Here is a 26758-nt window from a genome sequence, read left to right as displayed (position 1 = left end):
GGAGGCTTGATTTATAAATAATAAGAAATTAAAACACTCCCCCTTTAGGGGGTTGGGGGGCACATGTTAGATTCAATAAAGAAAATATTTTCGGGTGAGGCCAATGAGCCTTTAAATACTACAGGCAAGCCTGATATTAGCAGGGAGAAATCTGCAGAATTATATGCCAAGGCTAAAACCTATTTTCCGGGTGGGGTAAACTCGCCGGTAAGGGCTTTTAAGTCTGTTTACGGTACGCCGCTGTTCATACAAAAAGGCGATGGCAGCCATATCTGGGATGCTGATGGTAACGAGTTTGTGGATTTTTGCTGTTCCTGGGGACCGCTTGTCCTTGGTCATAACAATACCAAAGTACGCGAGAAGGTTACCGAGGTAATGCAAAATGGTATGTCTTTCGGCGCGCCCACCGCTTTGGAGAATGAACTGGCCGAACTGATCCTGAAAAATAATAAGCTGATTGAAAAACTGCGTTTTGTAAGCTCTGGTACCGAGGCCGTGATGTCGGCTATCCGTTTAGCCCGTGGCTATACCAAACGCGACAAAATATTAAAGTTTGAAGGCTGCTACCACGGCCACGTAGATGCCTTGCTGGTAAAAGCAGGCTCGGGGCTGGTAACCTTCGGCGAAACCTCGTCGGCAGGCGTACCCAAAGCCTTTGCCGATGAAACCATCGTTGTATCCTTAAATGATAAAGAAGCTTTAACCAAAGCTTTTGAAGATTTTAAAGACCAGATAGCTGCCATTATCATTGAGCCTATCCCGGCCAACAATGGTTTGCTGTTGCAGGAAAAAGAATACCTGCAGTTTTTGCGCGATATCTGTACTCAAAACGGTACCCTGCTCATATTTGATGAGGTAATATCGGGCTTCAGGATAGGTTTTGAAGGCGCATCGGGCCATTACGGTATCAAGCCGGATATTATTACCTACGGTAAAATCATCGGTGGCGGTATGCCTGTTGGAGCTTATGGATCATCGGCCGCTATTATGGGTAATATATCACCCGAAGGCCCGGTTTACCAGGCAGGTACCTTATCGGGTAACCCTGTAGCCATGGCAGCAGGCATCGCACAACTGAGCGAGCTGTTGAAAATGGGCTTTTACCGTGATCTGAATAACAAGACAGAGGAGTTCCGCGAGGCGGTACAACGCTTTGCCACAGCACGTAACTACAAGTTTAAGGTGTTTGGTATAGGCTCCATATTCTGGTTCGCTTTTACAGATAAAGAGTATATTCGTAAAGCTGAAGATATTGATGCTTCCAGCATGGAAAAATTCAAAAAATTCCACCGCGAATTGATCAACCGGGGTATTTACCTGGGGCCATCGGGCTATGAAGTAGGTTTTATATCATCGGCACATACAAAAATAGACCTCGAGAAAGCAAAACGTGCTATCTTTGATAGTCTTGACCTGGTATTTAGTAGCAAGTAGCTAGTATCAAGTATCAAGACTTTAACCTGTTAAGTGAAAAAACGTGGTAGTCTAGCTACTTGATACCAAATATTGAAACTGATAAAGAAATGAAAAAGCCATTTATTATTTTCTATGCGCTCATCATATACGCCGTATCCGAACTGGTTTGGTGGGGTTATATGTTGATGAAACTGCAACCGCAACGCGTTGGGATGATCCTGGGCGAAGGCTCTATGTTCATATTGATACTAGTGGTGGGGGCTTATAGCCTGCATGCGTCGATCAATAAGGAGCGTAAATTGCAGGAGCAGAAAAGGAATTTCCTGCTTTCGGTTACGCATGAGCTTAAATCGCCGCTGGCTTCTATTAAAATATTATTGCAAACTATCCAGAAGCGTTCCCTAACCAAAGAACAGCTGCTTGATTTTGTAAGCAAATCATTGCTGGATGTGGAGCGTTTGGATGATATGGTAGAGAATATGCTGCTGGCATCAAAAATTGATAACCGCTCCTACACCTTCCCCAAAAACACATTTAACCTTTCGGTGTTGGTAGATAGCATTGTGAACCGTTTGCAGATCACCAAGTGCGATTGCAACCAGCAGATCATTGATGCCGAAATTGAACCTAAAATAGAGATCACCGGCGATAAGTTCGCGCTGACATCGGTGGTAACTAACCTGATCGAGAATGCGGTAAAATACTCCAGTCCCTGCTCGGCAGTGGCTGTAAAGCTGTTTTCAAAAGACGATAAGGTTTACCTGGAAGTAGCCGACCAGGGCATTGGTATAGCCGATAACGAAAAAACACGTATTTTCGATAAGTTTTACCGCGTAGGCAGCGAGGATACCCGTAATACCAAAGGTACCGGACTGGGGCTTTATATTGTAAAAGAAGTGCTTGATAAACACCAGGCCAGTATTAAGGTACGGGATAACCGTCCGGCGGGCAGTGTTTTTGAAGTAGTATTTGGATGAACCTAAATTTAAAAAAATAACATGCTTAATAAGAAAAGAATTTTATTGGCCGAAGACGAAGAACATTTGTTGGAAGCCATCAAACTTAACCTGGAGCTGGAAGGTTATAAAGTTTCTACAGCTAAAAATGGTAAAAAAGCTTTGCAGTTATTTAAAGAAGAGCGTTTTAACCTGGTGATATTAGACGTGATGATGCCCGAGATTGACGGTTTTGTAGTAGCCGAAACCATCAGGCTGGAAAATACCGAAGTGCCCATTATGTTTTTAACTGCTAAAAATACCAATGAAGATAAGATAGCAGGTCTTAAAAAAGGCGCCGACGATTATTTGACCAAGCCATTTAACCTGGAAGAGTTGATTTTAAGGGTGAATAACCTGGTAAAACGCAGTCTGAAAGGCGAAGATCTGAAAGAGTTTAACAGCTATAAAATTGGTGATAAAACCATCCATTTTAATTCTTTTGAACTGGTAAATGCCGATGAATCTATCACCGCGCTTACCAAAAAAGAAACCATGCTGCTTAAACTGCTTATTGAACGCAGAAATGATGCCGTATCACGCGAACAGATCCTGGAAACGGTTTGGAATTATGATGTATATCCATCCACCCGTACTATCGATAACTTTATCCTAACCTTCCGCAAGTATTTTGAACCAGATCCTAAAAACCCGGTTTATTTTCACTCTATCCGTGGTGTAGGTTATAAGTTTACCGATAATCAGCATTAATGTTCAGTAACAGGGTACGTTTATTTATAGCATTTATTTTCCTGTTATCGTTGGGCCTGTTACTGTATCTGCGCATATATGAATTGGCAGCAGTAGCGGTGATGATGATATTGCTGCTCATCTGGGATTACTTTAAACAAGGTACCCTGGTAGTAGCGGCCAAATATTTTCATGCCAAGGATTATGCAAAAACCGAGGCTTCATTAAAGGAGATCAGTAACCCTAAATGGCTGAGCAAAAAACGCCGTGGGTTTTATGAATATATATACGGTGGTGTTTGCATCCAGCGGCAGGAGTTTGAAGCTGCAGAACAGCATTATGAGCTGGCCGCGCAATACCCGCTGCACACGCTGAATGACCACGTAGCCGCGCTGGTTACGGTTGCCAATCTTAACATCAGGTTTGGTAACTATGAAAAAGCCAAAGCTTATTTGGGCCTGGCCGAAAAACATACAGAAAAAATGACAGCCAAAATGAAGGAAGTGATCAACCGCCTTCATCAGGAATTGAAAAAACATTGAAATATAGTATCAAGTAGTTAGTATCAAGTATCAAGATTTTTGTAATCGGACATTAATAAGCTCTTTTATAAGTCTTGATACTTGGTACTAGCTGCTTGATACTCAAAAAAATATGAGAGATTCGTTATTAATAAAAGCAGCTTTTTCCGAAAAAACAGAACGCCCGCCGGTGTGGATGATGCGTCAGGCTGGCCGTTTCATGAAAGAATATTGGGATATCAAAAACAAGTATTCGTTCCTGGAAATGTGTAAAACCCCGGAGCTGGCTGCTGATGTTACCATGCTGCCGGTTGATTTGTTGGGTATAGATGGAGCCATCCTGTTTTCGGACATATTGGTTACCGGCGAAGCCATGGGCGGCGATCTGAGTTTTACCAACGGTGTTGGGCCAAAATTTGCCAACCCGGTACGTACACAAGCCGATGTGGATAATCTGCAAACCAACGTATTGGATAAGCTGCAATATGTTGCCGATGCTATCAAGGTAATCCAGCAGCGTTTAAATGGCCGTATACCGCTTATTGGTTTTGCCGGTGCGCCATTTACCGTGATGAGCTATCTGGTAGAAGGCGGATCGACCAAGGATTTTAAACTAACCAAATTGATGCTGCACAATGAGCCCGAACTGGCTCATCAGCTGTTATCAAAAATAGCTACCGTTACTGCCGATTACCTGAATATGCAGATAGCTGCCGGTGTAAATGCCGTCCAGATATTTGATAGCTGGGCACAAGCTTTGGCATGGGATGATTATCAGGAATTTAGTCACCGCTACATTGCCGAGATCATCAGTAAACTGAACCGTAAGGATATCCCGGTAATATCATTCTGCAAAGGCAGTTCGGTATTTGCGCCGCTGATGGCCGAAGCCAAACCGGATGTGATCTCGATTGATTGGAACGTTGATCTGCTCGATATTAAAAAACGTTTACCTGCGGATATTGCCGTTCAGGGTAATCTTGATCCGCATATTTTATATGCCGATAAAAAGGTGATCAAAGAACGGATTCATCGCCTGTTCGACAGGATGAAGGACGAAAAAGGTTTCATCTTTAACCTGGGCCATGGTATTATGCCCGATATTCCGTTTGATAACGTGAAGTACGCGGTAGAGGTGATCAAAGAATACAGGAACTAAGGGCAATAGGCGAATATCACCAACTTGCTTAATAAATAAATTGAACTTCATGGAATTTAATTAATTTCATGAAGTTCAATTTGTTAATCCGTAATTAAATATACTACCTATGTACGATTACGTAAAAGCGGTACACATTATTTTTGTGGTTTGTTATATGGCGGGCCTGTTTTACAGTGTACGCCTGTTTATTTATCATACCGAGGCCCAGGAAAAACCGGAGCCCGATCGTAAAATATTATCAGAGCAATTTACTATTATGGAGCGTAAGCTCTGGAATATCATTACCATTCCTTCCATGATCCTTACCGTTGCTGCCGGTATCACCATGCTGATCATGAGACCAATATGGCTTCATTTTGGCTGGATGCACCTAAAGCTTACTTTTGTAGTAGTGTTGGGCATATATCACCATATGTGCCAGAATAAAATAAAGCAAATGGCCAATGGAGTATTCAAGTGGACATCTACCCAATTACGCCTATGGAATGAGCTGGCTACCTTATTGCTGTTTGCCATAGTTTTCCTGGTAGTACTTAAAAGCGCCCTCAACTGGATATTTGGTGTAGTAGGCCTGGTTGCCCTAGCTGTGATCCTGATGATAGCCGTGAAAATATACAAGCGGTATAGGATGAAGAGCAAGCAATAGCCTCTCCAAGGCCCTTCCGCTCCGCGAGATTAGCGCAGCGTATCTCGTGGGCAGCTGAAAGCTGAAGCCATGTTTACCACGGGCTGAAAGCCCGCGGCAGCAGAGCATTTTAAAAATATATTTTTTAAACCATGCAACCAATTACCAAAGCATCACATCTTACTGTTATAAATGATGTTTTTGGAGCCAAAGTTTACCATTCAACAATTAATAGACCGCTGTAAAGCGGGCGAACGTAAAGCACAGGAGTTGTTATATAAACAATTCGCGAGCAAAATGCTGGCGGTGTGCATGCGTTATGCTACGGATAGAATGGAGGCGGAGGATATGCTGCAGAATGGGTTTATCCGCGTATTTCAAAAAGTAGCCGATTATCGGGGCGAGGGATCTTTTGAAGGCTGGGTAAGGCGCATTATGGTACACAGTTCCATCGAATATTACCGTAAACATCATAAAATGCTGCAGGTGGTTAATACTGACGACGTTGGAAATGAGCCATCGGTAAATCCACTGGCCTCGTCAAATTTAGATGCACAGGCATTATTGAGGTTGATACAACAACTGGCGCCAGGTTATCGGATGGTATTTAGCCTTTACGCCCTGGAAGGCTATTCGCACAAAGAAATAGCAGAGATGATGGGCATTAGTGAGGGCGCGTCTAAATCGCAGCTTTCAAGGGCGCGAGGTATATTAAAAGAACAAATTGCAAAAATGGAGGGTAAAAGTTATGGATATGCAGGGTAATGAATTGGATGAGTTTTTTCGGTCGTCGCTTGATGGGTTGGAAATACAGCCATCAGCCCAGGTATGGACTGGCATATCCGCTGAGTTAGACGCAGGCAAACGCAAAAGATCGCTGGTATCCTTTTTAAGTATCGCGGCAGGTATTGTACTGATGCTTACTATGGGGATACTGTTTATTCCTAAACAGATGAAAGTAAACAAGCAGAATCCATTGGTTAATCGGATAGTTAAAAAGACATTCCCGGTTACTAAAACAGTTCTGGCTGTTCTATCCAACGAACAACAAAACAAAAAAGCAGAAAAGGCAGTTATCACCCCAGCTAATCATTTGGCAGCTGTAAAGATTGAAAGGACGAATAACAGGATAGATGCTGATAGAACGAAAAAAATAAAAGCACAGCAGGATAGGCTAGCAGCGGAAAACAATGATTCACAGGTTGTTTTAACGGGCCGCGGAAACGATTTGGCTAGCGCGGTTATACCCGACAATACCAATGACGAAATATCAGTAAAGCCGGTTATGCATGATTTGAATCTGTCGGAAAATAAGCCCCAGCTGGCTGCCTTGTCTTTAAAACCTGCTAAAACCCCGGTTAAAAAACATCGTATCCGTAGTATGGGTGATGTGTTTAACGTAGTGATAGCAGCTGTTGATAAACGAAAGGATAAATTTATAGAGTTTTCCAATACCGATGAGGATGATGCTACTATTACCGGTATAAACCTGGGTATCATCAAAGTGAAGAAAGAAAAATAATATATTTACTGTTACTATATGAAACGCTTAATTTTTACCATCATCATATGCCTTGCTGTAAGCACAACGTTTGCACAAACTACGTCCGACTCCACTCATGTTACTGCCGAGAATCTTCATAAAAAACGAGTACACGTAAAACTGGGTGTAGGGGATGATGCTACAGTTATAGCAAGCGGCGAGCGGGATACCGCTTATCATGCGCACAAAGCGCCGGGCTTTTCTTTCGGGGTAACGTTTTCCCGTATCGACCTGGGTTTGGCCACACTGGTTGATCATGGTAGCTTCACCTTATCGCCCCAAAATCAGTTTTTGAGTTATCGCCAATGGAAAACCAGCAATGTTGGATTTGATGTGGTACAGTTTGGCTATCGTTTTAACAGTGCTTTTAAAATATATGTTTCGGGTGGGTTCGACTGGACGTTGATCCGTTTGCGTAAGGATATTACTATACAACGGAATGCACCGGTTTTAACTTATACTGAAGATAATATCCATTACAGCAAGAACCGTTTTTCATCCAGTTATCTGCGTATACCCCTTTCATTTTACTACCGTAGCCATGAAGATGAGCGGGGCAATTACTTCCGTGTTGTTGCCGGCCCCGAAATTGGCGTATTACTCAATGGCCGTGTAAAACAAATAAGCGAGGAAAACGGCAAACAAAAGTTTAACGACGATTACCACTTTACCAGGCTGCGCAAAGGCGCGTTTGTACGTGTGGGTTATGGCATTATGGGTATTTATGCCAAATACTACTTTAGCGATATGTTTGAGAACAGTCCTGCGCAGAATGGATTGAGGAATTTCTCGTTCGGGTTGACGCTGGGTTTTTAAAAGGAATTTTATAAGCTTTACTTAATGATTATTGGTGAATGCGTTCAACTCAGAAAGCTTCGATATTTTTCTCATAATGCAATTCCAGATGTATCTAATTTTCATAGCTTTAAGGGGGTAATCCCTAGCAGATCTTACTATTGGTATACTAATCAATGATGAGAAATAATATTATTTATTTAATCACAATAATGATGTTAAATTTCTCTTGTAGTCTATGGTGATATACAAGCAGTATTATTTAACATTAGGATTGTCACAATAGCTGAACCTTGGCTGGGAATACCCTCCTGTAAAGATTATTACCCCATAAAATGAAGTTTGAAATCGTGAAGAAAAAAAATAGCTATTTACTAAATATCAGGATATCCCTTTTGACAAAATTATTTGTGTTTATTATAACCTGTTGCTTATTTTCCTGTGCCAAAAACGGTAACTCAGGTTTTGCAGGGAGTATTGGTCAATCAAAAAAGTTGGGTGTTTTTATTTCTGAGTATCGGCCCTTAATAAATCCTGGAATTAAGGATAGTTTACATTTCAATATAAAATCTGTCTGGATAGAACATTCCTGGAAATATTCTGGTTTGTGGAGCCAAAAAGCAGAAATCGACGGCGATTTTGTTAATTTGATTATTATAACGGATAAAGCGGGCTTAAAGGACTGTTTCGAACAATGGTTAATTAGCGCAGGCGATAACAATTATTTCGCTTGTGCCTCCGGAGAAGGCCTTATTGGTAGATTTCACGGAACGCCAGATAGTATAATCACCTGTAAAATTGAAAGTAGAAAAGCTATAAGGAAAAATAATCCAGTATCATTGGTAGGATACTGGAAGTTTATAAAAGTAGATTAGCAATGAATACAATCGCCACTACCGCGAGGGTTATTCACAGGACTGGCAAGTGTGATGTTAAGCACAAGCCAACTTGTTAAGTTCCTAATCAAATTTTGTCGCTCTGGCTGAATCCTCAAAATCGTGTATCTTTGCCGTCGATGTCAGATACTCCTTTTTTGCAGGCTATTGCGGTAAGTAAAATATATCCTGGTAAACAGCTTTCGGGTGTAAAGCCAACCAATATGGTGGTGCAACCTGGTAAAATAACGGCTATTATTGGCGAAAGCGGCAGTGGTAAAAGTACTTTACTGAAACTGCTTTATGGTTTACTATCGCCCGATACCGGCGAAGTGCAATTTAAAGGGGAGCGCATCTGGGGACCTGAAGAAAAGCTGATTCCTGGGCATGACGCTATGAAAATGGTTACCCAGCATACCGACGATCTGAACCTGTTTGCCAAAGTGTGGGATAACGTAGCCGCTATGCTACCTGCTACAGATTTGGCTGCCAAACAACAAAAAACAGAACAGGTATTAAAGCAATTGAATATGCTGCATATGGCCGAAAGGCGTGTGGCCGACCTGAGTGGTGGTGAAAAGCAACGTGTGGCTATTGCGCGAGCTATTATTACCCGTCCGCAGGTTTTGTTGCTGGATGAGCCTTTTAACCAGGTGGATACTTCTTTCAGGGAGGGTTTGCAAAGCGATATCAGGCAGATAGTAAAAGAGACGGGACTAACGGTGATCATGGTATCGCATGACCCTGCCGAGGTGCTCTCCATGGCCGATGAATTGATTGTGCTGCAAAACGGGGAGATTATTGAGCATGGCCATCCTAAAACTTTATACCAATCGCCCCAAAATCTGTATACCGCTCAATTGCTAAGTAACTGCAATGTGCTTACTGCTCCTGAAGCAAAGCTTTGTGGTGTGGATATTAAAAAAGAGCACGCAGTTATATATCCGGAATGGATCAAAGTAAAAGTGATCACCCCAAACAAAGGCTGGACAGTAAAGCAGGTACTTTTTAAAGGCTTTTACGAGGACTTGATACTGGAACAAAAAGGTGTGTTAATACGCATCGTGAATGAGGAGCCTGGCAAGTATACCGAGGGTGACAAGGTTGCTGTAAGGGTAGGGAAATGGCTGGAGTATTAAAGCAAGGCGATGCAAAGGAAAAAAATAAAATCGATCTCAACATCTCCTTATAAAGGAATTTTAAAACTTCCAATTATACACTGTTGTGTGAGTCTGTTTTTATTTATAAGCTATAAATTTAACTGGTTGTCATCAAGTTTCTTAGGATTTGCCATATTAGGTTATTACATGATGTTTACCTTTTTATTTATGTATTATTATAAGTCAATTAAAGACTATAAAATTTATTTGCTTTGGTTAGGAATAGGCTTTATACAATTTTTGGTTTATATACTCAATAAAGGGAATGATGCATTTAAAATAAATGGGCGAACTTGTTTAGGCTCGTTGGTCTGTTTGTTTGTTTTCCTGATACTTTACCAATTATTCAGGCAAATCTCATTGTATACCATTAAACAGGAGTTTATTATGGATACGAAGTCTCGTGGTGATGAGATTTCATCGTTGGAGATCGTAGGAAGTCCTTTAATTATGATATTATCTATAGCATCAATAGCTGTTTTTTAGGGATATGAACTGATGTTTTTGTTTATAACCGAAAATGGCATTGTGCATGAAAACTTACGAAGTTTTTAAAACTTCGTAAGTTTGGTGGAAGGTATACCCTTGATTTTCTTTACACCAGATACTCAAACAAAGTACGGTCTTTATTCAATTCGATCACGTTAAAGCGATGGGCCAACATGCGTTTTAACAGGGCTGGATAATCATCGGCCGATTGAAGCTCGATACCTACCAGGGCGGGGCCGTTCTCTTTGTCGTTTTTTTTGATGAACTCAAACCGGGTAATATCATCATGCGGACCTAATACATTGGTCACAAATAATTTTAAAGCACCGGGGCGTTGCGGAAAGCGTACAATAAAGTAATGTTTAAGTCCCTCATATAGGAGTGATTTCTCTTTGATCTCCTGCATACGGGCAATATCATTATTACCTCCGCTTACTACACAAACTACTTTTTTACCTTTGATCTTATCTTTACAGGCGTCCAATACAGCCACAGAAAGAGCTCCTGCAGGTTCAACTACAATAGCATCCTCGTTGTATAGCTTGAGTATAGTGGTACAAATTTTTCCTTCGGGTACTACTAGCATCTCATCAAGCAATTCACGACAGATCTGATAGGTTAGCGTTCCTACACGTTTTACCGCGGCACCGTCAACAAAACGGTCTATCTCGGGTAATGTGATCGGCTCTCCGTGTTCAAATGCTTTCAGCATGGATGGTGCGCCTTCGGGCTCAACACCTATCAGGTAAATTCCCGGAACATGTTGTTTTAAATAGCTGCTGGTACCTGATGCCATACCGCCGCCGCCAATGGGCATAATTACGGCTTCTACATCCGGCAGATCTTCCAATATCTCTAACCCCACCGTTCCCTGACCCTCAATAATACGGTAATGATCAAACGGCGGGATAAAGGTCATTTGGTGAGCCTCGGTATAGATCAATGCTTCGCGCAGGCAATCATCAAAAGTATCGCCGGTTAAAACAATCTCAATGTTGCCATGCCCATGCATTTCTGTTTGGGTAACTTTTTGCTTGGGGGTGATCTCGGGCATAAAAATTACGCCTTTGGTACCTAAAGCATTACAGCTAAATGCCACGCCCTGTGCATGATTGCCTGCACTGGCGCAAACCACGCCGCGACTTAATTCTTCGGCGCTTAGCTGACTGATCATGTTGTATGCCCCACGTAATTTGTAGGAGCGTACAACTTGTAAATCTTCACGTTTGAGGTATACCTCACATTCGTATTTTGCCGATAAGCCGGCATTATATTCCAGCGGAGTGCGTTTAACAACACCTTTCAGGCGTTCATGTGCAGCTTCAAAATCCAGCTGGTTCTTCGTATCAGTTTCCATTATTAGTTTTTTACCAACTTGTATGCTACCAGGCTCAACAGGTCGTTATCGTTGATGTCTAATTTAGCATCAGCAAGGGTTAAAAAGTTAGTATAAGCTTCGGCCAGTTCTTCTTTGTTCAGGTTGATGCCCAGGCGTTCCAGGTGGAATTTAAGCGCGTGACGGCCGCTGCGAGCGGTAAGCACGATACTTGCGCTTGGGAAACCTACATCCTCTGGACGAATGATCTCATAATTTTCGCGCATTTTCAAGAAGCCATCCTGGTGTATACCGGAGCTGTGCGCAAATGCGTTGGCGCCTACAATAGCTTTATTGGGCTGTACCGGCATGCGCATTTGAGTACGGATCATCTGGCTAAGCTCATAAAATCTTTTAGAGTCTATCTGGGTATGTAAACCCAGTACCTGGTGTGTTTTCAGGATCATGACCACCTCTTCAATAGAAGTATTACCTGCACGTTCGCCAATGCCATTAATAGTGCCTTCTATCTGACGGGCACCATTTTGTAAGCCGGCGATAGAGTTAGCTGTAGCCAAACCCAAGTCATTGTGGCAATGTACCGAGATAATGGCTTTGTCGATATTTTTAACATTCTCTTTCAGGAATTTGATCTTGCTGCCGTATTGATCGGGCAGGCAATAGCCGTTGGTATCCGGAATGTTCACTACGGTAGCGCCTGCAGCAATTACAGCCTCTACCATTTTAGCCAGGTATTCCACATCGGCCCTGCCTGCATCTTCAGCATAAAATTCGATATCTTCTACACCACGTTTGGCATATTTTACGGCTTCAACGGCACGTTCCAGAATTTCTTCGCGGGTGCTGTTAAATTTATGCTTGATGTGCATGTCAGACGAACCGATACCCGTATGGATACGCGGACGCTTGGCGTATTTTAACGATTCGATAGCAGCGTCAATGTCGCCTTTGTTGGCACGGGTTAATGCGCAAATAGTGGGTTCTTTTACAGCCTTTGAAATTTCAACAACGCTGTTGAAATCGCCCGGACTTGAAACCGGGAAACCTGCTTCAATAATATCCACGCCCAGCAGCTCCAGTTCTTTTGCTATCTCAATTTTTTCGGGGGTTGTTAACTGGCAACCCGGTACCTGCTCGCCATCGCGAAGCGTAGTATCAAAAACATAAACGCGGTTGGGATCGTGTAACATATCTTTTTTAGTTTTTAAATTTTTGTTAGTATCAAGTAGCGAGTATCAGGTATCAAGACCCATCGTTTACTTTTTACTCATTTCAATTCGTTATCTGTAAGTATCTAAATCAAAACAGATAAAAAGTCTTGATACTTGATACTAATTACTTGCTACTTAAATTATTCTTTTATCGCCACAAACCGTAGCCTCTTATAATCGGCATACCATTGGCCGTTTTCGTTGTAAAAGGGTTCCAGTTTGTGAGTGATCTCTTTCAATATCTCCGCTTTTTCCTCTTCGGGGATATTTTCCAGGAATTGCGCTCCAAACATGGTTACCCATTTGGCTACACCCGCGTCACCATCCTGCAGCGGTGTTTTACGGTCATAATGCACCATGTAAGTTACCCTGAAGCCATGCTCTTCCAACAAGGTAGCGTATTCGCCTACAGAAGGAAAATACCACAGCTTGGTATCGGCCTGTACATGGTAACCATGATTTTGTAATACCAGTTGAATAGCTTCAATTAAATGGGCCACATTACCTTTACCACCCATTTCGGCTACAAAACGGCCGCCATGTTTCAAACTATTGTATACACTGCGGGCAGCACCGTTGGCATCAAGTACCCAGTGCAACGCCGCGTTTGAAAATACGGCATCATATTTTTCGTCGGTAAAAAAGTCGGCAGCGTTATCAACCGCGAACTCAACCTCCGGGTATTTTGCCCTGGCCTGCTCAATCATTTCTGGCGAAAAATCGGTGCCTTTTACGCGGGCGCCTTTATCTTTTATCTGTTGCGTTAAATGGCCCGTACCGCAACCCAGGTCCAATATATATTCACCAGGTTTTGCATCCAGTAACTCCAGCACATCCTCGCCGTATTGAAATACAAAGGCATGCTTTTGGTCGTATAAATCAGCGTTCCATTTCATCGTTGTAGTCATTGTGTCATTGGTCATTATGTCATTACATTTTTGACTTTTGACTTTTTAATTTTGACTTATTACAAGTATTCCAGCACTTTTTGGCCCATGGCCTTAGTGCCTAAAATTTTGCTTTTGTCGGTATCCGCGTCAGCGATATCTCCGGTGCGGTAACCATCTTTTAACGCTTTATCAACGGCTGATGTTACCAGTTTGGCTTCCTCTTTGAGGCCGAAACTGATCTCGAGCATCAGGGCTACCGATAGGATAGAAGCCAACGGATTGGCTTTGTCCTGCCCGGCAATATCATGTGCCGAACCGTGGATAGGCTCAAAGAAACCAGTGCCATCACCAACCGATGCCGATGCCAGCATACCCATGGAGCCTGCGATTTGTGAAGCCTCGTCGGTTAAAATATCACCGAAAAGATTGGCGGTTAATACCACATCAAACTTTTTAGGGTTTTTAACCAGCTGCATGGCCGCATTGTCAATAAACATGTGCTCGGTTTCTACATCCGGATATTGTTTAGCGATTTCCTGAACCACCTCGCGCCACAGGCGTGATGCTTCCAGTACGTTGGCCTTATCTACAGAACATAATCTTTTGCTACGAACACGGGCTGCTTCGTACGCCTTTATAGCGATACGCTCTACTTCATAACGGGAGTAGATCATCAGATCTGATGCGGTATTCCTGTCTTCACTGCGTTTCTTTTCTCCGAAGTAAACATCACCGGTTAGTTCGCGGAAGAAAAGGATATCAGTCCCTTTCAATATCTCAGGTTTCAGGCTTGATGCATCCAGCAGCTCATCAAACAGCATGATGGGGCGCAGGTTGGCATACAGGCCAAGCTCTTTACGTATTTTTAATAATCCTTGTTCCGGACGTACTTTGGCCGATGGATCATTATCATATTTGATGTGACCAATAGCGCCAAAAAGAATAGCATCGCTGGCTTTTGCTTTGGCTAAAGTTTCATCGGGTAGCGGATTGCCGGTTGCTTCGATACCTGCGTGACCCATCAGGGCTTCGTCAAAGGTAAATTCATGACCAAATTTCTGACCAATTGCTTCCAGTACAGCCTTACCCCAGGTTGTTACTTCGGTACCGATGCCATCACCGGGTATTACTAATATATGTTTTTTAAGTGCCATAAGCCCCCTACCCCCCTAAAGGGGGAATTTTTGATTGTGTTAATTATTTAGATTCTTCAAACTCTGCTATCAGCTCTTTTTTGCTCAGGATGTAATCAATATCATCATAGCCGTTTATCAGACAGGCTTTTTTGTATGGATTGATCTCAAAGCTTTCCTGTTCGCCAGTGGCCGAGATAATGATCAGCTGTTTGTCCAGGTCGATCTCGATTTCCGCATTATGATCGGCATAAACAGCGTCGAATATCTTTTTTAGGAAATCGTCGCTTACCTGTACCGGTAACAGACCATTGTTTAAGGCATTGCCTTTAAATATATCGGCAAAAAAGCTGCTTACTACGGCGTCAAAACCATAATCGGATATTGCCCATGCCGCATGCTCGCGACTGCTACCGCAGCCAAAGTTTTTGCCGGCAACCAGCACCTTACCACTAAAGGTAGGGTTGTTGAGTACGAAATCCTCTTTAGGGCTATCATTCTCATCAAAGCGCCAGTCGCGAAAAAGGTTGTTACCAAAACCCTCGCGGGTGGTAGCTTTCAAAAATCTGGCAGGAATGATCTGATCCGTATCGATATTCTCGATAGGCAGAGGCACTACGCTGGTTTGTATGTGTTTAAATATTTTAGTCATCTGAATCAGAATTTTCAGGATTTGAGAATTTTCAGAATCCTGGTGACATTATTAATTATTATTAATCTTTATGTTGTATTTGGGGTTGAATATTAATTTGTACTGTAAACTTTGACTTCCAAAATTTATTAATAAACCGATAGGGAAATCATAAGCAACTGTGTAATTTTTTGCCTGTGCCAAATGCACGTCCTCCAAATTTATAATTGCTTTAAGTTCAACAGATACTTTTCCTTCAACTACAAAGTCTGCCCGTCTTGTTCCTACTTCTATGTTATTATAGAAGATGGGGTGTTCCTGTTCTCTAACGAAATTTACTCCTTCATTAGCTAATTCAATCGCGAGACAGCGCTGATAAATAACTTCTTGAAAGCCATTACCGAGCGTATTATGAACTTTCATAGCACATCCAATTATTTTGTATGTAAGTTCATTTTTTTCCATTCTGTTAATTCGCTAATTCTGCAAATTCTGATTCAGACAACATTGTTCTGATATCTGTTACCTTACCGGTAATGGCCGATGCAGCCGCGGTTAGCGGACTGGCCAGGAAGGTGCGGGAATTTGGCCCCTGTCTGCCTTCGAAATTACGGTTGGAGGTGGATACGCAATATTTGCCTGCCGGTATTTTATCCTCGTTCATGCCCAGGCATGCACTGCAACCTGGTTCGCGAAGCGGGAAACCTGCCGCGTCAAATATTTTATCCAATCCCTCACGGATGGCTTGTTCCTGTACCTGTTTTGATCCCGGAACTACCCATACGGTAACGTTGTCTGCCTTGTGTTTGCCTTTTACAAACTCGGCCACCTGACGTAGGTCTTCAATACGCGAGTTGGTGCAACTGCCGATGAATACATAGTCGATTGGTTTTCCCAATAGTTGCTCATCATCATGCAGCCCCATGTACTCCAGGGCTTTTTTGTACGATCCTTGTTCTTTGGCTTCAAACGAAGCGGTTTCGGGAACGTGTTGTGTAACGCCAATGCCCATACCCGGATTTGTACCGTAGGTGATCATTGGCTCAATGTCTTCGGCTTTAAAGGATAATACTTCATCAAACTGCGCATCAGCATCAGAGTATAAAGTTTTCCAGTAAGCTACTGCTTTATCCCACTCTTCGCCTTTAGGGGCAAATTCGCGGCCTTTTACGTATTCAATAGTTGTTTCGTCGGGAGCTATCAGTCCGCAACGTGCACCCATTTCGATGCTCATGTTGCAGATGGTCATACGACCTTCCATGCTTAATGAACGGATGGTATCGCCGGCATATTCCACGGCATAACCTGTACCACCAGCAGCAGAGATCTGCGCAATGATGTACAGGATGATATCTTTAGCGCCAACACCTTTGTGTAGTTTGCCATTCACTTCGATCTTCATCCTTTTTGGACGGGATTGCAGTAAACACTGGGTTGCCATTACCTGCTCCACCTGTGAAGTGCCTATACCGAATGCTATGGCACCAAAGGCGCCATGTGTTGAAGTATGGCTATCACCACAAACATAAGTACCGCCCGGACGCGTAATACCCAACTCGGGCCCTATTACGTGTACTATGCCCTGGTAAGGGTGACCTAAGCCATACAGTTCAATACCAAACTCTTTACAGTTTTTGGTAAGCATATCAACCTGGTAGCGGGAAAGTTCTTCTTTGATGGGGAGGTGCTGATCAATGGTAGGAACGTTATGATCGGCGGTGGCCACGGTTTGTTTTGGCCTGAAAACCGGTAACCCTCTGGTGCGCAAACCGTCAAATGCCTGCGGACTGGTTACTTCGTGTATGAAATGTGTGTCGATGTATAAAATGTCGGGAAAACCCTCGTTGCTACTGACGACGTGTGCATCCCAAATCTTATCAAATAATGTTTGTCCCATGTTTTTTAAAGTATCAAGTAGTGAGTATCAAGTATCAAGTAATTTGCGCGAGTGTATCTTGATACATGGTACAGGTATATCATTATAATATCAAGTAGTTAGTATCAGCAGCAAATCAAAAGTCTTGATACTTGATACTAACTACTTGATACTTGGATTACGCTTCTACAACCTGGTTTTCAGGGCGTAAACTGCGTACAGTTTTACCTGCTTGCCATAATTCGCTTTCGCGTAATTCTTTTAATTCGGCATCCAGTTTCTCGCGGTAGTCTGGCTGGCTGTTGGAGTCGATAGAACGCTGTGACTCTTTGCCGGTAGCTACGCTTTCGTATAATTCTTCAAATACTGGTTTAGTAGCGTCGCGGAATTTTTTCCACCAGTCAAGCGCACCGCGTTGAGCAGTAGTTGAGCAGTTGGCATACATCCAATCCATGCCGTTTTCAGCAACTAATGGCATTAATGATTGAGTTAACTCTTCTACAGTTTCGTTAAATGCCTCAGATGGTGAGTGACCTTTGCTGCGTAATACATCATATTGAGCAGCGAAGATACCCTGGATACAACCCATCAGTGTGCCACGCTCGCCGGTTAAATCGCTGTATACTTCTTTTTTGAAGTTGGTTTCAAACAGGTAACCGCTACCTACTGCAATACCTAATGCAATTACACGATCAAATGCTTTACCGGTTGCATCCTGGAAAATAGCGTAGCTTGAGTTTAAGCCACGGCCTTGCAGGAACATACGACGCAATGAAGTGCCTGATCCTTTAGGAGCAACCAAAAGTACGTCAACATCAGCAGGAGGAACAATGCCTGTTTGTTCGTTAAAAGTGATACCAAAACCATGAGAAAAGTATAATGCTTTACCTGGAGTTAAGTGCTTTTTAACGGTTGGCCAAAGGGCGATCTGAGCTGCATCACTTAATAAATAGCAAATTACAGTTCCTCTTTCCAGAGCTTCTTCAATTTCAAAAAGTGTTTCGCCGGGTACAAAGCCATCGCTTACTGCTTTATCCCATGTTTTAGTGCCTTTACGCTGACCAACAATTACATTGATGCCATTGTCTTTTTGGTTTAATGCCTGACCAGGACCTTGAACGCCATAGCCAATTACTGCTACAACTTCATCTTTCAATACGTCCTGAGCTTTTGATAAAGGAAACTCTTCGCGGGTTACTACGTTTTCTTCAGTACCGCCGAAATTTAATTTTGCCATTGTTTTGTTTATTTTATTGATTACACCGGTGTTTTAATGGTTGCACCGATTTTATTTAAAGTTTAAATTTTATTGCTTATAAAGATAAGAAGCTTTCAGCTCTTCACTTACATTGTAAATACTTTTTCTCCCTGGTTAAGGTATTCGTTTTCTATCACTTCTTCTCCTGGTTCCAGTCTTTCAAATTCGCGTAGTTTACGGTTAAAGCCATCACTATCTTTAATAATAGCTACACGCGCGCTGCGTACAAATTCAATCAGCCCATAAGGTTGCAATATACTGATCAAATTGTCAGTTTCCTCACGGTGGCCTGTAGTTTCAAACACGGTATAATCTTTACGGATTACTACGGCCCGGGCTCCATTTTCGCGTAGCAAACGCTCAACGCTCACTTTCTCGGCAATTACATCGGTTGATACCTTATATAACGCTAATTCCTGCCAAATTACATCTTCATTAGTATGATAATAGGCTTTCAGCACTTCTACCTGTTTTTCTATCTGGCGAACAAGTTTGCGTACTACTTCTTCCGATTCGGTGATCACAATATTGAAGCGGTGAATTTTATCTATCTCTGATGGAGATGTATTCAGGCTTTCGATATTGATCTTACGGCGCGAAAATATAATGGCTATACGGCTCAGCAAACCTATCTGGTTTTCGGTGTAAACCGTGATGTTAAATTCTTGTTTCTCTATATCTTGATTGCTCATGATTGCTATTTTAAAGGTTATAGGCTGTAATTATTTCAACCTGATCTCGGCTACGCTGCATCCCTGTGGTACCATCGGGAACACGTTATTCTCTTTGGTTACCATTACTTCTAAAAGGAATGATCCTTTGTTGCTCAGCATTTCATTTAATGCTGCGGGAAGTTCTGCACGGTCATCAATTCTTTTACCGGGGATATTATATGCTGATGCCAGTCTTACAAAATCAGGACTCTGGATATCCACAAACGAATAACGGCGTTCGTTAAATAACTCTTGCCATTGCCTAACCATACCCAGAAAACGGTTGTTCAGGATGATGATCTTTACATCGATGCCGGTTTGCATAATGGTACCTAGCTCTTGCAGGGTCATCTGGAAACCGCCATCGCCAATGATAGCTACAACAGCACGATCCTGAGCCCCAAATTTAGCACCGATAGCAGCTGGTAAAGCAAAGCCCATAGTACCTAACCCACCGCTGGTAACATTGCTGCGTGTTTTGTTGAATTTGGCATAACGGCAAGCTACCATCTGGTGCTGACCAACATCAGTAACAATAACGGCCTCACCTTTTGTAATTTCATTAAGCTGTTTGATCACTTCACCCATGGTCATTTCCGGGGTGGTAGGGTTCAATTCGTCATGAATTACTGCTTCAACTTCTTTCTGCGTGTATTCGTTAAAAGTATTCAGCCATTCGGTATGTTTCTTTTCGTCAATCAGCTTGGTCAGCATAGGCAGGGTTTCTTTACAGTCGCCCCATACCGGTACAGTTGATTTTACGTTTTTGTCGATCTCGGCCGGGTCGATATCCAGGTGTACTACTTTGGCTTGTTTAGCATATTTATCTAAACGGCCGGTTACACGATCGTCAAAGCGCATACCGATAGCAATCAGTACATCACATTCGTTAGTTAATACGTTAGGGCCGTAATTGCCGTGCATGCCCAGCATACCCACGTTTAAAGGATGCTCTGTAGGTATGGCACCAGCGCCTAAAACGGTCCAGGCTGCAGGGATACCGCTTTTTTCAACAAAAGCTTTAAATTCCTGCTCGGCACTGCCCAAAATTACGCCCTGACCCCAAATGATAAATGGTTTTTTAGCCTGGTTTATCAGTTCGGCGGCTTCCTGTATGTATTGCGTACGCACAATAGGTTTTGGCCTGTAGCTACGGATGTGGTTACATTGGGTATAACCCTCAAAATTAAATTTTTGTATCTGTGCGTTTTTGGTAATGTCGATCAATACCGGTCCGGGGCGGCCACTTTTGGCGATGTAGAATGCCTTGGCAATAACCTCCGGAATTTCGTTGGCATCAGTTACCTGATAGTTCCATTTGGTTACCGGGGTGGTGATGTTGATCACGTCGGTTTCCTGAAAGGCATCGGTACCCAACAAATGAGCAAATACCTGTCCGGTAATACATACCACCGGTGTACTATCTATCTGTGCATCGGCCAAACCGGTTACCAGGTTGGTTGCACCGGGGCCACTGGTTGCGAATACAACACCCACTTTACCTGAAGTACGTGCATAGCCCTGGCCGGCGTGAATGCCGCCCTGCTCATGACGGACCAGGATATGGTTCAGTTTATCATTATAATCAAACAGAGCATCATAGATGGGCATGATAGCGCCACCCGGGTAGCCAAAGATGGTATCAACACCTTCAACAATTAATGCCTCCAATAATGCTACTGATCCTGAAACTTCTACCGCTGTTGTTGGTGCTGGTGTAGTTAGTGTTTCCTGTGCAACTTCCATAGTGTTGGGTATTATGTTGTATGTTTATTGTTTTTAGTTTTTTATTATTAGCCCTTTTATTCCCCCTTCAGGGGATAGGGGGCTACGGCATCTCGTCAGTAACGCAACCTTCGGCCGCGGTACTTACAGTTTTGGCATATCTGTATAATAAACCTTTGCTTACTTTTAAAGCCGGTTGTTTCCAGGCTGCTTTACGGGCAGCAAATTCTTCGTCGCTGATGATTACGTTGATGGTGCGATTAACGGCATCAATAAATATCCTATCCTCGTCTTTCACAAAAGCGATACCGCCGCCATCATAAGCTTCTGGTGTGATGTGACCAACCACGAAACCATGTGTGCCGCCCGAAAAACGTCCATCAGTAATTAATGCTACCGAGCTACCCAAGCCAGCGCCAAATATGGCTGAGGTTGGTTTTAGCATCTCCGGCATACCAGGAGCGCCTTTAGGGCCTACGTTACGAATAACTACCACATCGCCAGCTTTAACACGACCACTTTGTATACCGTGTATCAATTCAAACTCGCCATCAAATACACGGGCGGGGCCTTCAAAGCTGGTACCTTCTTTACCGGTGATCTTGGCTACGCTACCGCCTTCGGCAAGGTTTCCGTATAATATTTGTAAGTGGCCGGTAGCTTTAATTGGATTGGTAGCCGGGAAAATTATTTTTTGTGTTTCGAAGCTGAGCTCTGGAACATCGGCCAGATTCTCGGCAATAGTTTTGCCGGTAACGGTTAAGCAATCGCCATGCAACCATCCCTGGCTCAAACAATATTTCATTACGGCAGGTACACCGCCAATATTGTGGAGGTCTTCCATCATGTATTTGCCGCTTGGTTTCATATCGGCCAGTACCGGAATACGGTTGCTCACTTCCTGGAAATCGTCCTGAGTTACTTTAACGTCGACGCTTTTGGCCATGGCTATCAGGTGCAATACCGCGTTGGTTGAGCCACCCAATACCATGATCACTACCATCGCATTTTCAAATGCTTTGCGGGTCATGATGTCTGATGGCTTTATATCTTTTTCAAGCAGTATCTTGATCGCTTTACCGGCGGCAAGGCACTCTGCTTTTTTATCTTCGCTTAATGCAGGGTTTGATGATGAATACGGCAAGCTCATACCCAATGCCTCGATAGCTGCAGCCATGGTATTAGCTGTATAGATACCACCGCAAGCACCAGCGCTTGGACAAGCGTTTTTAATTACGCCCATAAAATCAACATCATCTATCTGGCCGGCAATTTTTTTGCCCAAAGCCTCAAATGCCGATACAATGTTCAAATCTTCACCTTTCCAGTGACCTGGTTTAATGGTACCACCGTATACCATGATTGATGGGCGGTTTAAACGTCCCATAGCCATGATGGAGCCCGGCATATTTTTATCGCAGCCTGGCAAGGTAATTAAACCATCATAATACTGTGCGCCGGTAACGGCTTCGATTGAATCGGCGATGATATCACGACTCATTAAGGAGTAGCGCATACCTTCAGTACCGTTGCTCATGCCATCGCTTACGCCAATGGTATGAAATATCAAGCCTACCAAATCCTGATCCCAGATGCCTTGCTTAACCAGCTTAGCCAGATCGTTCAGGTGCATATTGCAGGTATTACCATCGTAACCCATACTGGCAACACCAACCTGGGCTTTTTCCATGTCATCGTCGGTTAAACCTATGCCGTATAACATGGCTTTTGCAGCAGGTTGTGTTTCGTCCTGCGTAAAAGTTTTGCTGTACTTATTCAATTCTATGGCCGCTGTAGTATCTGATGGTGAACTCATTTTTATTTGGTATGATAGACTGATTTGTAAATAATTTTGCCTGTTGATCCTGGTTTATTCGTACAGTACGAATCTGTATTTGTAAGGTAGATATAGCAATAAAGAATAGCAATAGCTACAAATATTTTTTCAAAAAAAGTATTTTATATCGTTTTAATTATAAATATGAAATTTAATTCTGTTTAAAATAAAAATATAGTAATAATGTATGTTATAAAATATACCAAAGTTCAAAACGGTATTCGGTACATTTTTTATGCATGCATAGTAAGTTGTCGATTTTCTGCCTGAAATGGCTAAACCTGTTAGCGGATTTGTAAAAATGGGACTGCTTTGCATGGTGTAATTGTTGCTTAATGATGTTGCTTTATGTTATGTATAATTTGCCTTAAAATTTACCCCCGTTAATTTAAACAACTTTTAAGCAGGGGCTGATAAAAAACGGGTTCACTTTGTTCAGTACCGGTTAATGTCATATGTTATTTATGAGTTGATGTTTGGTTCATAATATTGTCCCAAAAACATGGTTTACACTTTTTTGGGAAAATAAAACGCAACTAATTGATTTTCAATTGTTTAAATGTATATTAACCGTAAAAAGTGTAAACCCATGTAAACCCACTTTTTGTTAATTGGGTTAATCCCCAACTCAAAACTCTAGGCCAATTGCTGGTTGACATCGTTTGTTAAATCCCCTGTCGAAAAAAATGTCAAAAAAAAACGTCCGGGGTATTATACCCGGACGTTTTTTGTAAATGTAGGTATAAGGACTATTTGTGCTGAATGCCTTCAGCAAGAATAATGACCTTATTGTTTAATACTTCAACCACACCACCTTTAATAAAGAAAACTTCTTCTTTAGCAGCGCTGCCACCGCGCACGGTTAATTTACCATCCTGTAAAGTAGAGATGATAGGCGCATGGTGGTTTAATATTTCAAATAATCCCAAAGTACCGGGAACGGTTACCGATGTGGCTTCGCCCTCGTATACTTTTTTATCGGGAGTAAGAATTTCTAATGTCATGTTTTTAGTATCAAGTATTGAGTATCAAGTATCAAGTAAATAAAGTTAAACCAAGTAGCAAGGCTGTTTTAATCTTGCTACTTGATACTAATTACTTGATACTAGTTATTAGCTTCCGCTAATAGTTTTTTACCTTTTTCAATGGCGTCTTCGATGCTGCCTACTAAGTTGAAGGCTGCTTCAGGGTATTCATCCACTTCGCCGTCCATGATCATGTTGAAACCTTTGATGGTTTCTTTGATATCAACCAATACACCTTTTAAGCCGGTAAATTGCTCGGCCACGTGGAATGGCTGTGACAGGAAACGCTGAACACGACGCGCACGTGATACAACCAGTTTATCTTCTTCAGATAACTCGTCCATACCCAGGATCGCGATGATATCTTGTAACTCTTTGTAACGTTGTAATGTTTCTTTAACACGTTGAGCTGTGTTGTAGTGCTCATCGCCTAAAACAGCAGGGCTAAGGATACGTGATGTAGAATCCAATGGATCCACAGCAGGATAGATACCTAGCTCGGCAATTTTACGTGAAAGTACAGTTGTCGCATCTAAGTGAGCGAAGGTTGTTGCCGGCGCAGGGTCGGTCAAGTCATCCGCAGGTACGTAAACGGCCTGTACTGATGTAATTGAACCTCTTTTGGTTGAGGTGATACGCTCTTGCATGGTACCCATTTCGGTCGCCAGTGTTGGCTGGTAACCTACCGCTGATGGCATACGGCCTAACAGCGCCGATACTTCAGAACCTGCTTGTGTAAAGCGGAAAATGTTATCGATAAAGAACAGGATATCACGGCCTTTGCCATCTTCTTCACCATCACGGAAATACTCAGCAATGGTTAAGCCTGATAAAGCCACACGTGCACGTGCACCAGGAGGCTCGTTCATTTGTCCGAAAACGAATGTTGCTTTTGACTCTTTCAAAGCTTCGGTATCAACCTTGGTTAAGTCCCAGCCGCCTTCTTCCATCGAGTGCATAAAGCCATCGCCATATTTAATAATGCCTGATTCAAGCATCTCACGTAAAAGGTCATTACCTTCACGGGTACGCTCACCTACACCGGCAAATACTGATAAACCAGAATAAGCCTTGGCAATATTGTTGATCAATTCCTGAATTAATACGGTTTTACCTACACCGGCACCACCAAACAATCCAATTTTACCACCTTTAGCGTAAGGCTCTAACAGGTCGATAACTTTGATACCTGTGAACAATACTTCAGTTTCGGTAGATAAGTCTTCGAAACGTGGAGGTACATTGTGGATAGGGCGACCATTAGATTTATCTAAGTTAGCAATACCGTCAATGGCATCACCAACTACGTTGAATACGCGGCCTTTAATGTTTTCGCCAACCGGCATTTTGATAGCGGCTTCGGTATCCAACACTTTCATGCCACGTAGCAATCCGTCTGTCGAATCCATCGCGATCGCACGTACACGATCTTCACCCAAATGCTGTTGAACTTCTAAAATTACTTTTTGGCCATTTTCTTTCGTGATTTCTAACGCGTCATAAATCTTGGGAAGATGAGCATCATCAGCGAAACTTACGTCAACTACCGGACCAATGATCCGTGATATTTTTCCAATGTTTGGCATATATAACCTGGTGTTTTAAAGAATTTTTCTGCGAAATAGTTGTTACTGTTAAAATATAAGATGCTATTTCAGAGGCGCAAAGTTAAGATTTCTATCCAAATATTTAAATAGCAATGTCAACATTTTTGCATATATTTTCTGCACACCTGTTTTCAGGTTTTTAATCCGCAAAACTCAGCATAATTTTACCTGTATGGGCACTGCTTTCCATCAGCTCATGGGCCTGCGCGGCCTCTTCGGCTTTGAAAACTTTGTAGATAACCGGTTTTATTTGGCCCGATGCCAGCAGCGGCCAGATCGTTTTTTGCAGATTTTGAGCGATCGCAGCTTTAAACGCCACATCCCTGGCGCGGAGTGTAGAGCCGGTGATCACCAGTCTTTTCATCATCACCTGAGCCAGATCAACCTGGGCATCTTTACCTTTCATGGTGTTGATCATCACCAGGCGACCCTCAATTGCCAGCGATTGGATATTGCCCGGCGTGTAATCACCGCCTATCATATCCAGTATCACATCAATTCCTTTGCCATTAGTTAGTTGTTTGATGACATCGACAAAGCTTTCTGTTTTATAGTTGATTGCTTTGGTGGCGCCTAATTGTTCACAAAAGCGGCATTTTTCGTCGGAACTGGCGGTGACATAAACGGGATGCCCCAATGCTTTGGCCATTTGTATGGCCGTAACTCCGATACCACTGGAGCCGCCGTGAACCAGCAGCGTTTCAAGGCCTTTGAGGTTGGCCCGGTCAAATACATTGCTCCAAACGGTGAAGAACGTTTCGGGCAGCGAGGCTGCTTCTATAAAAGAAAGCCCCTCAGGAACGGGTAAACATTGACCTTCCGGTGCGCTGCAGTATTCTGCATAACCGCCGCCGGTTACCAGGGCGCACACTTTATCACCAATTTTCCATTGGGTAACGGCTGTGCCGATTTCCACTATGGTGCCCGCTATTTCCAGACCAGGGATATCCTGCACCGCGTCTTGTGGAGGTGGGTATTTACCCTCACGCTGCTTTACATCCGGGCGATTAACCCCGGCAGCCATTACTTTTACCAGTACCTCATTCGGGGCGTAGGTTGGTTTCGGTTTTTCGGCGATCTGCAAAACGGATGGTGGACCGGGCTGGGTGATAACAACTGCCTTCATATTTCAATTATTGAATTAGTGATTTTGAGAAAAAGTACACGATACCAAACGGTTGGTTTTTAAAGCTCTTTTTTTCTTAACTAAACAGCCCGATTCTCTTTTTGTTGAAGAGAATCGGG

25 protein-coding genes are annotated in these 26758 nt (G+C 42.8%); 11 read left to right on the top strand and 14 right to left on the bottom strand.

The window, feature by feature from the left end; translation table 11 throughout:
* Nucleotides 1-63 precede the first annotated feature (63 nt).
* From hemL to G7092_RS14375, 11 genes are all read left to right on the top strand, one after another.
* Nucleotides 64-1434, top strand: coding sequence for a glutamate-1-semialdehyde 2,1-aminomutase (gene hemL, locus G7092_RS14425; protein WP_166090473.1), 1371 nt, complete (start codon nt 64-66; stop codon nt 1432-1434).
* 89 nt (nt 1435-1523) lie between these two features.
* Nucleotides 1524-2393, top strand: a complete 870-nt coding sequence (locus G7092_RS14420) for a sensor histidine kinase (protein WP_166090472.1) — start codon at nt 1524-1526, stop codon at nt 2391-2393.
* Between the two features lie 21 nt (nt 2394-2414).
* Nucleotides 2415-3122, top strand: a complete 708-nt coding sequence (locus G7092_RS14415) for a response regulator transcription factor (protein ID WP_166090471.1) — start codon at nt 2415-2417, stop codon at nt 3120-3122.
* A complete protein-coding gene (locus tag G7092_RS14410) occupies nt 3122-3643 on the top strand; it encodes a hypothetical protein (RefSeq protein ID WP_166090469.1) in 522 nt (173 codons plus the stop codon). Before G7092_RS14415 ends, G7092_RS14410 begins: the two co-directional genes overlap by 1 nt.
* 112 nt (nt 3644-3755) lie before the next feature.
* Nucleotides 3756-4781: a uroporphyrinogen decarboxylase gene (hemE, locus tag G7092_RS14405; RefSeq protein WP_166090467.1), complete on the top strand. Its 1026-nt coding sequence runs from the start codon at nt 3756-3758 to the stop codon at nt 4779-4781.
* A gap of 109 nt (nt 4782-4890) precedes the next feature.
* Entirely contained in the window at nt 4891-5430 is a 540-nt protein-coding gene (locus tag G7092_RS14400; protein ID WP_166090466.1) for a CopD family protein, read from the top strand.
* Between the two features lie 174 nt (nt 5431-5604).
* Nucleotides 5605-6174: an RNA polymerase sigma factor gene (locus G7092_RS14395; protein WP_166091016.1), complete on the top strand. Its 570-nt coding sequence runs from the start codon at nt 5605-5607 to the stop codon at nt 6172-6174.
* Nucleotides 6134-6931, top strand: coding sequence for a hypothetical protein (locus G7092_RS14390; RefSeq protein WP_166090465.1), 798 nt, complete (start codon nt 6134-6136; stop codon nt 6929-6931). The genes G7092_RS14395 and G7092_RS14390 overlap by 41 nt, the downstream gene beginning before the upstream one ends.
* Before the next feature lie 18 nt (nt 6932-6949).
* Nucleotides 6950-7768 (top strand): outer membrane beta-barrel protein, encoded by an 819-nt coding sequence (locus G7092_RS14385; RefSeq protein WP_166090463.1) that lies wholly within the window; start codon nt 6950-6952, stop codon nt 7766-7768.
* Between the two features lie 314 nt (nt 7769-8082).
* A complete protein-coding gene (locus tag G7092_RS14380; RefSeq protein WP_166090462.1) occupies nt 8083-8622 on the top strand; it encodes a hypothetical protein in 540 nt (179 codons plus the stop codon).
* Nucleotides 8623-8762: 140 nt separating this feature from the next.
* Nucleotides 8763-9761, top strand: coding sequence for an ABC transporter ATP-binding protein (locus tag G7092_RS14375; RefSeq protein ID WP_166090461.1), 999 nt, complete (start codon nt 8763-8765; stop codon nt 9759-9761).
* 616 nt (nt 9762-10377) lie between these two features.
* On the opposite strand, the gene ilvA is transcribed toward G7092_RS14375, so the two are convergent.
* The 14 genes from ilvA to G7092_RS14305 all read right to left on the bottom strand — a co-directional run bounded on the left by ilvA (nt 10378) and on the right by G7092_RS14305 (nt 26639).
* Nucleotides 10378-11628 (bottom strand): threonine ammonia-lyase IlvA, encoded by a 1251-nt coding sequence (ilvA, locus tag G7092_RS14370; protein ID WP_166090460.1) that lies wholly within the window; start codon nt 11626-11628, stop codon nt 10378-10380.
* A gap of 2 nt (nt 11629-11630) precedes the next feature.
* Nucleotides 11631-12797, bottom strand: coding sequence for a 2-isopropylmalate synthase (locus G7092_RS14365; RefSeq protein ID WP_166090458.1), 1167 nt, complete (start codon nt 12795-12797; stop codon nt 11631-11633).
* Nucleotides 12798-12958: 161 nt separating this feature from the next.
* Nucleotides 12959-13741, bottom strand: coding sequence for a class I SAM-dependent methyltransferase (locus tag G7092_RS14360; RefSeq protein ID WP_235953827.1), 783 nt, complete (start codon nt 13739-13741; stop codon nt 12959-12961).
* A 44-nt stretch (nt 13742-13785) separates the two neighbouring features.
* Nucleotides 13786-14862, bottom strand: coding sequence for a 3-isopropylmalate dehydrogenase (leuB, locus tag G7092_RS14355; RefSeq protein WP_166090456.1), 1077 nt, complete (start codon nt 14860-14862; stop codon nt 13786-13788).
* A 43-nt stretch (nt 14863-14905) separates the two neighbouring features.
* Nucleotides 14906-15493 carry a 3-isopropylmalate dehydratase small subunit gene (gene leuD, locus G7092_RS14350; protein WP_166090454.1) on the bottom strand — a complete coding sequence of 196 codons (588 nt, stop codon included), beginning with the start codon at nt 15491-15493 and terminating at the stop codon, nt 14906-14908.
* A gap of 51 nt (nt 15494-15544) precedes the next feature.
* Nucleotides 15545-15937, bottom strand: a complete 393-nt coding sequence (locus G7092_RS14345) for a GxxExxY protein (RefSeq protein WP_166090452.1) — start codon at nt 15935-15937, stop codon at nt 15545-15547.
* 4 nt (nt 15938-15941) lie between these two features.
* Entirely contained in the window at nt 15942-17369 is a 1428-nt protein-coding gene (gene leuC / locus G7092_RS14340; protein WP_166090450.1) for a 3-isopropylmalate dehydratase large subunit, read from the bottom strand.
* A 157-nt stretch (nt 17370-17526) separates the two neighbouring features.
* Nucleotides 17527-18585, bottom strand: coding sequence for a ketol-acid reductoisomerase (gene ilvC, locus G7092_RS14335; protein WP_166090448.1), 1059 nt, complete (start codon nt 18583-18585; stop codon nt 17527-17529).
* A gap of 107 nt (nt 18586-18692) precedes the next feature.
* Nucleotides 18693-19298, bottom strand: coding sequence for an acetolactate synthase small subunit (gene ilvN / locus G7092_RS14330; RefSeq protein ID WP_166090446.1), 606 nt, complete (start codon nt 19296-19298; stop codon nt 18693-18695).
* Nucleotides 19299-19328: 30 nt separating this feature from the next.
* The gene (gene ilvB, locus G7092_RS14325) at nt 19329-21065 is read right to left on the bottom strand and encodes a biosynthetic-type acetolactate synthase large subunit (RefSeq protein WP_166090444.1); all 1737 of its coding nucleotides are present in this window, start codon (nt 21063-21065) and stop codon (nt 19329-19331) included.
* An 82-nt stretch (nt 21066-21147) separates the two neighbouring features.
* The gene (gene ilvD, locus G7092_RS14320; RefSeq protein ID WP_166090442.1) at nt 21148-22860 is read right to left on the bottom strand and encodes a dihydroxy-acid dehydratase; all 1713 of its coding nucleotides are present in this window, start codon (nt 22858-22860) and stop codon (nt 21148-21150) included.
* Between the two features lie 770 nt (nt 22861-23630).
* Nucleotides 23631-23885 carry an ATP synthase F1 subunit epsilon gene (atpC, locus tag G7092_RS14315; RefSeq protein WP_076374640.1) on the bottom strand — a complete coding sequence of 85 codons (255 nt, stop codon included), beginning with the start codon at nt 23883-23885 and terminating at the stop codon, nt 23631-23633.
* A 101-nt stretch (nt 23886-23986) separates the two neighbouring features.
* Entirely contained in the window at nt 23987-25492 is a 1506-nt protein-coding gene (gene atpD, locus G7092_RS14310; RefSeq protein ID WP_166090439.1) for a F0F1 ATP synthase subunit beta, read from the bottom strand.
* A gap of 160 nt (nt 25493-25652) precedes the next feature.
* On the bottom strand, nt 25653-26639 hold the full coding sequence (locus tag G7092_RS14305; RefSeq protein WP_166090437.1) for an NAD(P)H-quinone oxidoreductase: 987 nt from the start codon (nt 26637-26639) through the stop codon (nt 25653-25655).
* Between the last annotated feature and the right edge of the window lie 119 nt (nt 26640-26758).

The organism is Mucilaginibacter inviolabilis, assembly GCF_011089895.1.
In the GTDB taxonomy this organism is placed as follows: domain Bacteria; phylum Bacteroidota; class Bacteroidia; order Sphingobacteriales; family Sphingobacteriaceae; genus Mucilaginibacter; species Mucilaginibacter inviolabilis.
Note: the sequence above shows the minus strand (reverse complement) of the source record. Positions and strands in the feature narration are given on the sequence as shown.